This window comes from Pseudomonas sp. D3-10, from assembly GCF_051132175.1.
In the GTDB taxonomy this organism is placed as follows: domain Bacteria; phylum Pseudomonadota; class Gammaproteobacteria; order Pseudomonadales; family Pseudomonadaceae; genus Aquipseudomonas.
Window position 1 is genome coordinate 2999519 of sequence record NZ_CP071668.1, and the last position, 12764, is coordinate 3012282.

A 12764-nucleotide genomic window follows, 5' to 3' on the forward strand; every position below is an offset into this window, starting at 1 on the left:
AAGGCGGTTAGCCATGCCGAACCGTAAGTGTTCAGTAAGAAGAAGTTCTCAACGATAGGCATGCATTCATCCCACCGATCCGGAGACTTCCATGCGCGCCTTGACCTTATCGAAACCTTACCTTGCGATCCGGCTGACCATCGCCAGCTCCGCGCTTGTGCTGGGCGTGTGCTCACCGATCGCGGCCAGTGCCGACGAGTCTGAAGGCTCCGCTTGGGGCCTCGGCGTGGGTGCAGCCAGCAGCCAACAGCCCTACAAAGGCATCGACCGTGACAGCGAGGTCCTGCCGCTGATCTATTTTGAAAACGAATATGTGCGCGTCTTTGGCCCAACCGCCGAGATCAAATTGCCGAGCCTGGACATCAGCGACACCCAGCAACTCGAATTCAGCCTCGTCGGTGAGTACGATTTCAGTGGCTATGATGACGATGACGCCCGCATCCTGGACGGAATGAGCGACCGCAAGGGCGGCTTTTGGGCGGGGGGCAAGGTGCAGTGGCGCAACGACCTGGCCGATGTCAGCGCCGAGTGGTTGGGCGACGTTTCGAGCAACAGCAAGGGCCAGCGCTTCACCCTGGGCCTGGAACGGTCGTGGAATTTCGGCGAGCACATCAGGCTCACGCCACGGCTGGCCGCCATCTGGCAGGACGACAACTACGTCGACTACTACTTCGGCGTCCGGGAAAATGAAGCTCGCGCCGATCGGGCAGCCTATGATGGCAAGTCCGGCATGAACACCGAAATCGGCTTACGTGGAAACTATATGTTCGATGATCATCACTCCGTGTTTCTGGACCTCAAGGCCACGAGCCTGTCCGATGAAATCAAGGACAGCCCGCTGGTAGATCGATCTACGGAAAACAGCGCGCTGTTCGGCTACCTGTACCGTTTCTGATGAGTCGCATACTGCTGGTCGAAGACCATGAGCGTCTGGCGCAACTGGTGTGCAAGGGTTTGTCGAGCGCAGGCATCGCCGTCGACGTCATCAGCCGCATCGATGCGGCATGGGCGGCCATCCAACAGGTGCCCTACCAGGCGTTGATTCTCGACCGGGGTTTGCCGGATGGCGATGGGCTGCTACTGCTCGAACGCTTGCGCAACGCCGGGTTGGGCGTGCCCTGCCTGGTGCTGACGGCCCGCGACGCGCTGCATGACCGGATCGAAGGCCTGGACGCCGGGGCCGATGACTACCTGCCCAAGCCATTCGCCATGGACGAAATGGTCGCACGCGTGCGGGCCTTGTTGCGCCGCCCCGTGGAGCGCCGCCCCTTGGCGCCGTCACACGGCGACCTCAGCGTGCAACCCGACGCAGGGGTCATGTGCAGCGTCAAAGGCAGCGTTCCACTGGCGCCGGCGGAAATGCAGATCATGTTGTTGTTACTGCGCAAGCCCGGTGAAATCGTCCGTCGCAGCGCCATCGAGGCGGCTGCGTGGGGCTTGAGCGAAGCCGTGACGCCAAACGCCCTCGACGTGGCCTTGCATCGTATTCGCCGCAAGCTTTTGGCGATCGGCTCCCACCAACGGATAGTCAACTTAAGAGGCCTGGGCTATGCCCTTCGTCAAGACGACCTGGCGCAATAGCATCAGTTTCAAGGTCCTGCTCGCCTACGTCGCCGGCGTGGGCTTGAGTATCTTGCTGATTGCGCTGGGCGCTGTCGCGCTCATTACGTCCAGGAGCGATATCCTCCTGACCACCGACGTCGCCGAACGCACCCATGAACTCGCCGGCAAGCTGATGTTCGACGCGGCGGGCCATCCTACCGGCTTCGATGACAGCGAAGGTGATCGCGTCTGGACCTTCAAGAGCCTGGGGGTGGAAATCGGCTATCGCGTGCTGGACTCGCAGGCAAACGTCGTCCTGGCCTCCACCGACGAGGCATTCTGGTCGCCGGTCGCCAAATCACCGCCTTCGGACCAAGGGCGCTTCAAGTTCGAGCGTGAGGGCATGCTGATGTACGCCGCCACCGCCCCGGTGGAGCGCGACGGCACGATCTGGTATCTGCAATTCGCCGTCAGCGAACGACTGATGGAACTGCTTCATCAGGGTTTCGCCTGGCCTTTCATGGGGGCCGGTATCGTCCTGTTCAGCCTGGTGCTGCTTTTTGTCTTCGGCGCTTGCGCCTATTTCACGCTGGGGTATGCGCTCAAGCCACTGCGCGAAGTCTCGGAATCAGCGGCGGCCATTTCCCCTCGATCCTTGCATTCACGCCTGGACAGCAAAACCGTGCCGTCGGAAGTCGCGCCACTGGTCAGCAGCTTCAACAGCGCCCTTGAACGCCTGGAACAGGGATACCGTGTGCAGCAGGAGTTCCTCGCGACCGCGGCCCATGAACTGAAGACGCCACTGGCGCTGATCCGCGCGCAAATCGAATTGATGGCTCCAGACAAGACCCGCGACTCGCTGCTCAATGACGTCGAGCACATGACACGCCAGGTTCAACAATTACTGCTGCTGGCCGAGACCAGCGAGGCCCACAACTACAGCTTTGCCGCCGTGAACGTCGGGGAAGTGGTGCAGCAAGCCGCAGACTACCTGCAACGCATGGCCGACGCCGCGCGGGTCGGCATCGTCCTGACAGGGCATACGGCCACGCAAACGCCTTGGCAGGCCGACCGCAGCGCCCTGTTCACGCTGCTGAAAAACCTGCTGGAAAACGCCATCCAGCACGCGCCTGAAGGCACGCAGGTGCGGGTGCAATGTACCGCCGACAAGTTAACCGTGCGCGACTGGGGCCCCGGCGTGGAGCAAGCGCAACTGCCCTACATATTCACTCGTTTCTGGCGCGGCGCCCATCGGCGCGATCACGGCGCGGGACTGGGGCTGACCATCTGCCAGGAGATCGCTCGCGCACACGGGTGGACACTGGTTGCGCACAGGGCGCAACCGGGATTGGCGTTTTGTTTGTCCCCGCCTGTCACCGATTCACCGAGTATAAATAGCAGTCAGGAGAGTTCATGAAAATCCATCGCCTGTTTTTCGCATGCGCGTTAGTACCGGGTCTCTTTGCTGGTGGCTGGGCATCGGCGCAAAGCTTCCCTTCCACGGTCGTGGTCCGTATCGCGCAACTTGAGATCGACATTTCAAGCTTTACGTCGAGCAAACCAAGTCGATGATCCGCTCGCGAGGGCTGATCGAGACGACGCCGGTGCAACTGAGTTCGAAGTGACAACGTCGCGACTTGGTTCGTTACGCTGGGCCCGAACTGACATCCAAGCCCAGCCAGCACTCAATAATCCCAGGACCCCGCCACCCAACGAAACGCGTCGCCATCCACCGCCACACGGCCCACGGAAGGAAACGAAAGGTGGGTCGCCACGAACAGCTCCCCGCTTGCCGCGGCCTCTTGCATCAACCGTACGCGAACGCGCACCGCTTCTTCAGGGTCATGCTCGAAGCCGTTTTGCCAATCGGGATGGTCGAAAGCCACCGGGAACAAGGCGTCGCCGGCAAACGTGAGCTTTTCGCGGCCAGACGTCACATGCACCACACTGTGCCCCGGGGTATGCCCGCCGGTGCGTTTGACCACGACACCCGGCGCCACTTCATGCTCCTGCTCGAAGGTGTGCAGTTTGTCGTGGTATGCCTCCATGAACTGCCGCGCGGTCGTGTGCAGCACGTCCGGTATCGGCGCGGGCATGACGGTGCGGGAGAAGTCAGGCTCCGCCCAGAAATCGACCTCGGTTTGGCAAACATGGATCCGCACGTCCGGGCTCAGGCGGGTCCGTACCTCGTCGACGAGCAGGCCGCCTATGTGATCCATATGCATGTGGGTGATGACCACGTCGGTAATGGAGGAAAGCTCGATGCCGGCCGCCTCCAGCCGCTTTGGAAACAGCCCTGCACGTGGGAAGCCGGGGAACTGCCCGCCCAGCCCCGCGTCGACCAGCAGGGTTTGCTCGCCGCTGCGCACCACCAGCACGTTCAACGCCCAATCGAACGCGTCCGGGCCAAGGAACATGTCCTTGAACCAGGCAGCACGTGCGGCGGGGTCGGCATTGGTGGACATGGTCGAGGTCGGCAGCGGCAGCACGCCGTCGCTCACCACCAGTACATCGATGTCGCCGACCTTGAGTGCGTAGCGCGACGGAACCAGTTCCTCGGTCGCGGATACTCCCTGGATGGTTTTTTGCGGCGTGTCTTGCAGATGCATCGTCATGATCGCTCTCCTGTGCTGGATGAGGCGAATCCGTATCCATTGGTAGAACAACGGATCACCTGGAGGATGAGTGTGCATCGCGGTATGGCGCGCCCGATATCATACGCGGGTATGCCGTGCCCACATCTTGGCGTGGTCGTTTCAAACGAACGGCTGGGTGATTTGCAAGATTGGGCAATCATCGGACCGGATCGTGCAAGCTATCGCGCCCAATGCTTTCTATAGTAATCGGTGCCCAACCATCTGGAGCTGGTCCGACTATGAGCGCCCTCAATATCAATGGCCGTGAGCACACGGTTGACGTAGACCCTGGCACCCCTATTCTCTGGGCCCTGCGCGACACGCTGGGCATGACCGGCACCAAGTTCGGCTGCGGTGCGGCCTTGTGCGGCGCCTGCACCGTTCATCTGGATGGCCAGGCCATTCGCTCCTGCGTGACGCCGATAGCCGCGGCGGTCGGCAGGAAGATCACGACCATCGAGGCGGCCACCGACGGCAGCGACCCGGTAGGCACCGCGGTGCACGAAGCCTGGGTCAAGCATGACGTGGCGCAGTGCGGCTACTGCCAGAGCGGGCAGATCATGAGCGCGACCGCGTTTCTCAAGGCCCAGCCCAAGGGCAAGCAGCCGACACCGGCCGAGATCGACTCGGCCATGGCCGGCAATATCTGCCGCTGCGGCACCTACGCACGAATCCGCGCCGCGGTGGCCGACGCCGCCAAAGCCCTCGCCTGACAGGGAGTTGCGCCATGCTGAACGAGATTTTTCCAACCGAACTTCCGCGAGCCTTGCAGCACTTGCTCGAACGCGATGACGCGGACGGTCCCGCGACCCTGCCCCGCCGCAGCTTCCTCAAGATCGTCGGCATCGGCGGCCTGGCCTTGGGGGCTTTTCCTCACCTGGCCCTGGCCGAACAGGCCAACGGCGCGGGCGAAGGCCCACTCAAGCCGACCCAGCAACCCTCTGCCTTCGTCCAGATCGCGCCTAACGGCGAGGTGACGGTGACCATCAATCGCCTTGAGTTCGGCCAGGGCGTGCAGACCGGCCTGCCGATGATCCTCGCCGAAGAGCTCGACGCCGACTGGAGCCTGGTGCGCACGCGCAACGGCAGCAACGACGCGGCGTACATGGATCCGGCCTTTGGCATTCACCTTACCGGCGGCTCCAATTCGATCAAAAACAGCTACACCCAATACCGCGAACTGGGCGCCCGGGCCCGTTCGATGCTGCTGGCCGCCGCAGCGGCGCGCTGGAATGTCGACGCCTCCAGCCTGACCACGCAAAACGGCGCGGTGCTTGGCCCTGGCGGTCGCAAGGCCACCTACGGTGAGTTGGCCGAAGCCGCCATGGCGATGCCCGTGCCGGAGAAGGTCACGCTCAAGGACCCCAAGGACTTCCGCCTCATCGGCCAGGCCACCACCCGCCTCGACGCCAAGGCCAAGAGCAGCGGCCAACAGGATTTCGGCATCGACGTGCATCTGCCGGGGCAACTGACCGCCGTGGTCGCCCATCCACCGGTATTCGGCGCCCGCATCGCCTCCCTGGACGACAGCGCCGCACGCGCGACCAAAGGTGTAAAAGCCGTGCTGCGCGTGCCGTTGGACGGCGGTGCCGAAGGCGTCGCGGTGATCGCCGACGGCTACTGGCAGGCCAAGCTGGCGCGTGATGCGCTGAAGGTCGAATGGGACGTTGCCAAGGTCGAAAAAGTCGACACGGAAAAACAACTGGCCCAGTACCGCGAACTGGCCGGCCAATCCGGACCGCTCCACTTCGATGCCGACATGAAGCCCCTGGCGTCGGCGCCCCATCAACTGGAAGCCGAGTTCGTATTTCCTTATCTGGCCCATGCGCCCATGGAGCCGCTGAACTGCACCGTCCAGTTGTCCGAGGGCCGTGCGCAGTTGTGGGTGGGTACGCAGTTTCCCGGGGGCGACGGCGCGGCAGCGGCCAAGGTGCTCAATCTCAAGCCCGAGCAGGTCCAGGTGAATGTGCAGACGGCGGGCGGTGGCTTCGGCCGGCGCGGCGTGCCCACCAATGATTTCGTCGTACAGGCTTGCGAAGTGGCCAAGGCGGCCCGCGCCGCCGGGCTCGATGCCCCCATCCGCACCCTTTGGAGCCGTGAAGACGACATCAAGGGCGGCTACTACCGCCCCATGCACCTTCACCGCGCGCGGATCGGCTTTGACGACAGCGGCAACGTGTTGGCCTGGGACCACGCGCTGGTGGGGCAATCCATCTTGACCGGCACCTTGTTCGCCGGGCAGATGAAAAACGGCATCGACCCCACCGCCACCGAAGGCCTGCGCGATCCGTATCCGCTGCCGATGCGATTGACGGTGCATCATCCCAAGCTCAATGTGCCCGTACTGTGGTGGCGCAGCGTCGGCTCGACCCACACCGCCTTCGTAATGGAGACGCTGCTCGACGACATCGCCCGCACGACCAAGCAGGACCCGGTGGCGTACCGCATGAAGCTGTTTGGCGACCAGAACCCGCGTCATCGCGACGCGCTACAGTTGGCGGTCGACCGCAGCGGATACGGCAAGCGCCAGTTACCCGCCGGTCAAGCCTGGGGCGTGGCGGTGCACGAGTCGTTCAGCTCGGTGGTGGCCTACGTGGTCGAAGCCTCGGTGCAGGATGGCCGTCCCGTGCTCCATAACGTCACGGCGGGCGTGCACTGCAATCTGGCGGTCAACCCACGCAGCATCGAAGCCCAGGTCCAAGGCGCTGCGCTGATGGGCCTGTCGATGTGCCTGCCTGGTGGCGCCGTGACTTTGAAGGACGGTGTCGTGCAACAAAGCAACTTTGCCGACTTCAGCGTGCCGCGTATCACCGACATGCCGCAAATTGCCGTCCACATCGTCCCGAGCGCTGAGCCACCGACCGGCATGGGCGAACCCGGCCTGCCCGCCTTGGCCCCGGCGTTTGCCAATGCCATTGCCAGCCTGACGGGCAAACCCCTGCGGCAGTTGCCGTTCAGCCTGGCTTGATTGGGAGCGAACGCCAAACCTTGGCGAGGGGTTTTATCCCCTCGCCACAGCCACATGGGACACCCGTTTCTTCAATTGCCCTGACCGCAATCCTGCTCGATCGCGCTGTAGTCCAGCGCCTGGATCGCCCCGGTGGAATCCAGGTAGGTCATTCGCGACTCGACGACGCCGCAGCCTGAGCCCATCCCTTGCTTGACCGACAGCACCTGGGCGATGTCCAGGTGATCACCGTACATGTAGGTATGCGGCTTGACGGCGTCCTGGGCGTTGGCTGCCAGAGCGCCGAGGCTGAGGACGGCGAACAGTGAAGCGATGCTGAGATTCTTGACGTTCATGGCGATGTCTCCGACGTTTGAGTGAGTAGCTGAGACGGCTTGTGCTGTCTCGATGGGCTCATTTGACGCCGGCGAGGTATCTGGGATGTGTCATCGACAGGCCCAAAGGAATCAGTGCGTATCGGCAAAGGGTCTGGATACACAGCGATACAATCATGCCGTTCACGCTTTATCATGGCGCCATCCCCATTCCCTGACCTGATGGAACGACCATGACTTTCGATTTCGACCTGGTGTTCGAGCGCCACGGCACCGGTAGTACCAAGTGGAGCCGCTACCCGGCGGATGTATTGCCAATGTGGGTGGCCGATATGGATTTCGCCGCGCCACCGGTCGTCGTCGATGCGCTGCGCAAACGCCTGGAGCACCCGATGCTCGGCTACAGCGTTGCCCAGGACAATCTGCGCGCGGCCATCGTCGCCGATCTCTGGAGCAAATACGCCTGGCGCGTCGAGCCCCAGCAAATCCTATTCCTGCCTGGGGTCGAGCCGGGTTTCAACATGGCACTGCATGCGCTGGTGGAACCGCAGCAGAACGTCGTGGTGCAGGTGCCCAACTATCCACCGCTACGCAACGCGCCTGGGAACTGGAACCTGAACAAGGTGGAATTGGCATTCGACACGGTCGATGGCGAGTTCCGCACACCGCAGGCCGAACTACGGGATGCCCTTCAAGGCGGCGGTGCACTGTTGCTGAGCAACCCTCATAACCCACTGGGCAAGGTATTCGGTCGCGACGAACTCAAGGCGGTGGCGGATATTTGTGTCGAGCAGGACGCCTGGATCATCTCCGACGAAATCCATGCCGAGCTATGCTTCGATGGCCGCGTGCACATCCCCACCGCCAGCCTGGGCGCGGACATTGCCGAACGCACCATCACCCTGATGTCCGCCAGCAAGGCCTATAACATCGCGGGGCTGAAAACCTCCTTCGCCATTATCCAGAACGCCAAGCTGCGCGAGCGGGTCAACGGCGCCAGGGCCGGCATGGTCGACAGTGTGAACGCCCTTGGCCTGGAGGCCACCCGCGCCGCGTACAGCGAAGCGGGACCGTGGCTGGAGGCCTTGAAGCAGTATTTGCAGGCCAATCGTGATTACCTGGTCGAGGCGGTGAAGACCCGCTTGCCGGGCATCACCATGACCGTGCCGCAGGGAACGTACCTGGCGTGGCTGGATTGCTCCGGATTGGGGTTGGACGACCCACAGGGCTTTTTCCTGAAGCAAGCCAAGGTCGGCCTGAGCGCCGGGCTGGATTTCGGCGACGACGCGGGGCAGTTCGTGCGGCTGAACTTCGGCTGCCCACGGGCGTTGCTGGAGGAAGGGATTGCGCGGATGGAGCGTAGCCTGAAATCCCGAACCTGACCGGATCCCCTGTGGCGAGGGAGCTTGCTCCCGCTGGGCTGCGAGCGGCCCCAAAACCTTGCGGTCGCTGCGCCCGAAGCGTCGGACCGACCGAGCGGGAGCAAGCTCCCTCGCCACAAAAGCCTCCACCACCGGCCATGCCGAAGTCAGTCATGCATATCCGGCGTATGCACAAAACACAGCTTGTTTCCCTCCGGATCCCGGCAATAGGCGCCGAAGTAATCCTTCGAATATTGGGGCCTCGGGCCCGGCTCGCCTTCGTCGAAACCTCCCATGTCCATCGCCATCTTCCAGGCTTCGCGTACGGCTTGCTGTGATTCAGCGGCAAAGCTGACCTGCATCCCATTGCCCCAGGTCGCCGGCAGCCCGTTGATGGGCACCTGGACGAACACCTGCGGCCAATGCCTGCCGGGCTGATGCCAGCCCTCGCCGGGTGGGCCAGAGTCGTCCTCGCTGTCCATGCGCACCAGGCCAAGGCAGCCCAGGACCGCATCATAAAACGCGACCATCTTCGGTAGGTCGCGCGCGCCGATCTGTATATGACTGAACATGCCCTTCTCCTTCTGAGACCTTATTCGATTGGAAAAGGCGGCTTCGCCCACGTTCACCTTAATCGGTGATCGGTCGATGAAACGCTCGTGGTCACGCTTATCGACCGACAGGAAAATCCGACCGAACTCCGGCCAAAACCCCAGGGTCCACCCTCCATCGCAACCACTGGAAATGGAGAACGAAAATGGCCGATTACCCAACCCCACCCTTCCCTAAGCAAAACCAACCCGTACCTGGCAGCCAGCAGAAAATGGACCCTTATCCAGACTGCGGCGAACAGAGTTACAAAGGTTCAGGACGCCTGGCGAACAAGATCGCCCTGATCACCGGCGCCGACAGCGGCATCGGGCGCGCCGTGGCGATTGCCTTCGCCCGTGAAGGCGCGGACGTGGCCATTTCCTACCTGAACGAACACGAAGATGCCAAGGAAACCGCGCGCTGGGTTGAACAGGCCGGTCGCCAGTGCCTGTTGCTGCCGGGCGATCTTGCCGACAAGGCCCAGTGTCGCAAGGTTGTCGATGAAACCGTGGCGCGCTTCGGGCGTATCGATGTCCTGGTCAACAACGCCGCGTTCCAGATGACCCATGAAACCCTCGAAGAAATTCCCGATGAAGAATGGGTGCGCACGTTCGATATCAACATCACGGCGATGTTCAGGATCTGCCAGGCCGCGGTGCCGCACATGAAGGCCGGAGGCTCGATCATCAACACCACATCGGTCAACTCCGACATGCCCAAGCCGACGCTGCTGGCCTATGCTACGACCAAGGGCGCCATTGCCAACTTTACCGGCGGTCTGGCCCAGATGCTCGGGCCCAAGGGTATTCGCGTGAACAGTGTTGCGCCGGGGCCGATCTGGACGCCGCTGATCGTCGCCACCATGCCCGAGGAAGAAGTGCAGAATTTCGGTTCCCAGACGCCGCTGGGCCGCCCCGGCCAACCGGTGGAAGTGGCGCCGATCTTCGTGCTGCTGGCGTCGGATGAGTCCAGCTACATCTCCGGCTCGCGGTATGCGGTGACAGGGGGCAAGCCGATCCTGTAAGCGCAGGCACATATTCCGTGGCGAGGGAGCTTGCTCCCTCGCCACGGAAAGCGCCCTTCGGATCACTCCTTGGCAATCACCGAAATCTTCCCGTTGCGCTCGATGATCGCGAATTTGATCTGGTCCAGGGTCTCGATGCCCTGGCTTGAGCGTGCCGCTTCCATGATGTCCGCTTCAACCAGCCGCGCGTGGCGCATACGGCCCTGGAGGATGCGCCCGTCCTCGACGATGATGGTCGGGCCGCCGTCGATGAGCCGGGACACCCAGTCGGAGCGCAGCTTGAGCAACGAAAATCCGACATCAATGGCGATCAGCGTGACGATGACCATGAACGAGTTGGTCATCGAAAAGTCATCCCCCAGCAGCGCTTGCTGGGTCGCCTCGCCAATGATCATCAAGAGCACGAAATCGAACGTGGTGATTTCCGCCAACGAACGACGCCCGGCGATCTTGAACAACACCATCAGCACCGCATACATCGCGGCGGCTCGCAGTACCGAATCCATATGTCACCTAAGGAAAGATGAATTGACTGAACGTGACCACGGCGCCGTTGGGCGTTGCGATGCGGCTCTGGTACGTGCCGAGGCCTTCGCTGAGCAATGACAGGTGCAGGTTCGCCTGCCCCTGACCATCCGCCTGGAGCCAGAGCTTCATGCCCGGACCCGCGGCGGCCGAGCGCATGGGCGTAGGTTGCACGCTTTGCACGTCGAATCCCTCCAGCCAGTCGCCCCCGAGCTCGATTTCCAGCACTGCATTGGGTGCTCCCTTCAAGCGCACGATCACGGGATTGGTCGAGCCGTTGCGATGGAACCTCTCGTATTCGACCCCGATGCTGCCGTCAGCACTGTGAATCTCGCTATTGCTCAGTGGCCCATGGGAAAACAGCCCGAGCAACGTCAACAAGACCAGCAGCACCAACGCATACCAACCCACCCGTTCGAAACGCCAGACCTTGTGCTGGAACGCCATGTCCTCGCATACCGGGTACTGGCGACTGCGATGATCGTCCTGTTCGCATTGGTCGGTCATGGGGTCCTCCTATCGACGTTCACCCGCCATGGCGCGCCGGTGATAGCTGGGCAATTGCTGCAAGGCGTATTCACTGGATAACCGTTGCACCTGGCGCCGATCGCCGAAAAAACGCTCTCGGCGGCTGAACAGCGCGCGCTGCCCGTTCAATTCGAACGCCCAGGCAAAACACACCGTGCCGGCGGGAATACCGTCCTTGTCGTCGGGCCCGAGCAGGCCGGTGGTGGCCACCGCCACGTTGGCGTTGGCGTCGCGCAATGCGCCAAAAGCCATTTCCTCGGCGACTTCGCGGCTGGTCAGGTTGAAGGTATCGATGGTCCGCGGCTTGACACCCAGCAGCCGCTGCTTGGCTTCGGGGGAATACACCACGTAACCGCTTTCGATCAGCGAACCGCTGCCCGGCACTTCGGCCAACAGCGTGACGATAAGCCCTGCGGTGCAGGACTCGGCAGTGGTCAGGCGCAACTCATGTTCACGCATGTACTCGATCAGGGAATGGGCAACAGTCATGGCATACAGTCCTTCATGGATGCTGATGGGTTGACCCCCGCCGCCTCGAATCATTCCCTTTATCGCGCCGTCGCGCCAAGCGGTCAAATAAATGAAACCCCTGGTCATTCCTGTACCTCATAACGGTATGAGCCTCATGCAGAGGCTGTCTTGATCAGGAGGTCGTTATGTCCGTGCTTTTCGTCAAACTGTTCACCCATCCGGAATTCGCCTGGGGGGACATTCGCGAGCAGGAACAGGCCCATCCCCACCATTACCTGGCGCATCTTCTGTTGCTCGCACTGATTCCGGCGGTATGCCTGTTCGTCGGTACCACTTGGACCGGTTGGAGTCTGGCCGAAAACGAAACCGTGCGACTCAGCCACGCCAGTGCGCTGCAGCTGTGCGTCTTGCTGTATGTGACCATCGTTGTCGGCGTAACGTTGATGGGGCTGTTCATCCGCTGGATGTCGCGCACCTTCGAGGCCCGGCCAACCGTCAACCAATGCATCGGTTTCGCTGCCTACACCGCGACCCCCTACTTCCTGGCCGGAATATTCGGCGTGTACCCCAGCCGATGGCTGGCAGTGGCCGTCCTGCTGGCGGCTTCGGTGTACTCGACTTTCCTGCTGTTCGTCGGCCTGCCTAAGTTCATGGGTTTGAAGAAGGAACAGGGCCTACTGTATTCGGCCAGTGTCTGGGGCGTCGGCCTGCTGGTGCTGGTCACGATTCTGGTGGAGATGATCCTGCTGTGGTTCAACTATTTGCAGCCGGAGTATTTGCGGGTTCCGGTAGGCTGAACGGGTT

Annotated in this window: 15 protein-coding genes; 9 read left to right on the top strand and 6 right to left on the bottom strand. The window is 62.2% G+C overall.

Annotation, left to right across the window (positions count from 1 at the left end; genetic code table 11):
• Window positions 1-91 precede the first annotated feature (91 nt).
• Genes J3P90_RS13545 through J3P90_RS13560 form a run of 4 tightly spaced genes read left to right on the top strand, consistent with a single transcriptional unit; the run spans window position 92 to window position 3114 of the window.
• Window positions 92-895, top strand: coding sequence for a MipA/OmpV family protein (locus J3P90_RS13545; RefSeq protein WP_434564027.1), 804 nt, complete (start codon window positions 92-94; stop codon window positions 893-895).
• Window positions 895-1581, top strand: coding sequence for a response regulator transcription factor (locus tag J3P90_RS13550; RefSeq protein ID WP_434564026.1), 687 nt, complete (start codon window positions 895-897; stop codon window positions 1579-1581). Before J3P90_RS13545 ends, J3P90_RS13550 begins: the two co-directional genes overlap by 1 nt.
• The gene (locus J3P90_RS13555; protein WP_434674860.1) at window positions 1550-2959 is read left to right on the top strand and encodes a sensor histidine kinase; all 1410 of its coding nucleotides are present in this window, start codon (window positions 1550-1552) and stop codon (window positions 2957-2959) included. The genes J3P90_RS13550 and J3P90_RS13555 overlap by 32 nt, the downstream gene beginning before the upstream one ends.
• Complete coding sequence (locus J3P90_RS13560) at window positions 2956-3114, top strand: hypothetical protein (protein ID WP_434611402.1); 159 nt, start codon at window positions 2956-2958, stop codon at window positions 3112-3114. Before J3P90_RS13555 ends, J3P90_RS13560 begins: the two co-directional genes overlap by 4 nt.
• Window positions 3115-3227: 113 nt before the next feature.
• On the opposite strand, the gene J3P90_RS13565 is transcribed toward J3P90_RS13560, so the two are convergent.
• A complete protein-coding gene (locus J3P90_RS13565) occupies window positions 3228-4157 on the bottom strand; it encodes an MBL fold metallo-hydrolase (protein ID WP_434611400.1) in 930 nt (309 codons plus the stop codon).
• A gap of 260 nt (window positions 4158-4417) precedes the next feature.
• Between J3P90_RS13565 and J3P90_RS13570 the strand changes: the two genes are divergently transcribed.
• Window positions 4418-4891: a (2Fe-2S)-binding protein gene (locus J3P90_RS13570; protein WP_420763984.1), complete on the top strand. Its 474-nt coding sequence runs from the start codon at window positions 4418-4420 to the stop codon at window positions 4889-4891.
• Window positions 4892-4905: 14 nt separating this feature from the next.
• Window positions 4906-7146, top strand: coding sequence for a molybdopterin cofactor-binding domain-containing protein (locus tag J3P90_RS13575; RefSeq protein WP_434674861.1), 2241 nt, complete (start codon window positions 4906-4908; stop codon window positions 7144-7146).
• Between the two features lie 71 nt (window positions 7147-7217).
• Here J3P90_RS13575 and J3P90_RS13580 read toward each other — a convergent pair whose 3' ends face one another.
• Window positions 7218-7481: a DUF2790 domain-containing protein gene (locus J3P90_RS13580; RefSeq protein ID WP_434611396.1), complete on the bottom strand. Its 264-nt coding sequence runs from the start codon at window positions 7479-7481 to the stop codon at window positions 7218-7220.
• Between the two features lie 212 nt (window positions 7482-7693).
• Here J3P90_RS13580 and J3P90_RS13585 point away from each other — a divergent pair, with 212 nt between their 5' ends.
• The gene (locus J3P90_RS13585) at window positions 7694-8842 is read left to right on the top strand and encodes a MalY/PatB family protein (protein WP_434611394.1); all 1149 of its coding nucleotides are present in this window, start codon (window positions 7694-7696) and stop codon (window positions 8840-8842) included.
• Window positions 8843-8988: 146 nt separating this feature from the next.
• Here the strand turns inward: J3P90_RS13585 and J3P90_RS13590 are convergent, their stop codons facing one another.
• Window positions 8989-9393, bottom strand: coding sequence for a VOC family protein (locus tag J3P90_RS13590; RefSeq protein WP_434564019.1), 405 nt, complete (start codon window positions 9391-9393; stop codon window positions 8989-8991).
• Window positions 9394-9578: 185 nt separating this feature from the next.
• On the opposite strand from J3P90_RS13590, the gene J3P90_RS13595 reads away from it, so the two are divergent.
• Window positions 9579-10436: an SDR family oxidoreductase gene (locus J3P90_RS13595; RefSeq protein ID WP_420763989.1), complete on the top strand. Its 858-nt coding sequence runs from the start codon at window positions 9579-9581 to the stop codon at window positions 10434-10436.
• A 62-nt stretch (window positions 10437-10498) separates the two neighbouring features.
• Here J3P90_RS13595 and J3P90_RS13600 read toward each other — a convergent pair whose 3' ends face one another.
• Genes J3P90_RS13600 through J3P90_RS13610 form a run of 3 tightly spaced genes read right to left on the bottom strand, consistent with a single transcriptional unit; the run spans window position 10499 to window position 11978 of the window.
• Window positions 10499-10942 (bottom strand): DUF421 domain-containing protein, encoded by a 444-nt coding sequence (locus J3P90_RS13600; protein WP_420763990.1) that lies wholly within the window; start codon window positions 10940-10942, stop codon window positions 10499-10501.
• Window positions 10943-10949: 7 nt separating this feature from the next.
• The gene (locus J3P90_RS13605) at window positions 10950-11468 is read right to left on the bottom strand and encodes a hypothetical protein (protein WP_420763991.1); all 519 of its coding nucleotides are present in this window, start codon (window positions 11466-11468) and stop codon (window positions 10950-10952) included.
• A gap of 9 nt (window positions 11469-11477) precedes the next feature.
• A complete protein-coding gene (locus J3P90_RS13610; RefSeq protein WP_420763992.1) occupies window positions 11478-11978 on the bottom strand; it encodes a CinA family protein in 501 nt (166 codons plus the stop codon).
• A 167-nt stretch (window positions 11979-12145) separates the two neighbouring features.
• Between J3P90_RS13610 and J3P90_RS13615 the strand changes: the two genes are divergently transcribed.
• A complete protein-coding gene (locus J3P90_RS13615) occupies window positions 12146-12757 on the top strand; it encodes a Yip1 family protein (protein ID WP_420763993.1) in 612 nt (203 codons plus the stop codon).
• The last annotated feature ends 7 nt before the right edge of the window (window positions 12758-12764 follow it).

What these genes read in the sequence shown, in the direction of transcription:
- J3P90_RS13545 (WP_434564027.1), top strand. Translation starts at nt 92, where the DNA reads ATGCGCGCCTTGACCTTATCGAAACCTTACCTTGCGATCCGGCTGACC.
- J3P90_RS13550 (WP_434564026.1), top strand. Translation starts at nt 895, where the DNA reads ATGAGTCGCATACTGCTGGTCGAAGACCATGAGCGTCTGGCGCAACTG.
- J3P90_RS13555 (WP_434674860.1), top strand. Translation starts at nt 1,550, where the DNA reads ATGCCCTTCGTCAAGACGACCTGGCGCAATAGCATCAGTTTCAAGGTC.
- J3P90_RS13560 (WP_434611402.1), top strand. Translation starts at nt 2,956, where the DNA reads ATGAAAATCCATCGCCTGTTTTTCGCATGCGCGTTAGTACCGGGTCTC.
- J3P90_RS13565 (WP_434611400.1), bottom strand. Translation starts at nt 4,157, where the DNA reads ATGACGATGCATCTGCAAGACACGCCGCAAAAAACCATCCAGGGAGTA.
- J3P90_RS13570 (WP_420763984.1), top strand. Translation starts at nt 4,418, where the DNA reads ATGAGCGCCCTCAATATCAATGGCCGTGAGCACACGGTTGACGTAGAC.
- J3P90_RS13575 (WP_434674861.1), top strand. Translation starts at nt 4,906, where the DNA reads ATGCTGAACGAGATTTTTCCAACCGAACTTCCGCGAGCCTTGCAGCAC.
- J3P90_RS13580 (WP_434611396.1), bottom strand. Translation starts at nt 7,481, where the DNA reads ATGAACGTCAAGAATCTCAGCATCGCTTCACTGTTCGCCGTCCTCAGC.
- J3P90_RS13585 (WP_434611394.1), top strand. Translation starts at nt 7,694, where the DNA reads ATGACTTTCGATTTCGACCTGGTGTTCGAGCGCCACGGCACCGGTAGT.
- J3P90_RS13590 (WP_434564019.1), bottom strand. Translation starts at nt 9,393, where the DNA reads ATGTTCAGTCATATACAGATCGGCGCGCGCGACCTACCGAAGATGGTC.
- J3P90_RS13595 (WP_420763989.1), top strand. Translation starts at nt 9,579, where the DNA reads ATGGCCGATTACCCAACCCCACCCTTCCCTAAGCAAAACCAACCCGTA.
- J3P90_RS13600 (WP_420763990.1), bottom strand. Translation starts at nt 10,942, where the DNA reads ATGGATTCGGTACTGCGAGCCGCCGCGATGTATGCGGTGCTGATGGTG.
- J3P90_RS13605 (WP_420763991.1), bottom strand. Translation starts at nt 11,468, where the DNA reads ATGACCGACCAATGCGAACAGGACGATCATCGCAGTCGCCAGTACCCG.
- J3P90_RS13610 (WP_420763992.1), bottom strand. Translation starts at nt 11,978, where the DNA reads ATGACTGTTGCCCATTCCCTGATCGAGTACATGCGTGAACATGAGTTG.
- J3P90_RS13615 (WP_420763993.1), top strand. Translation starts at nt 12,146, where the DNA reads ATGTCCGTGCTTTTCGTCAAACTGTTCACCCATCCGGAATTCGCCTGG.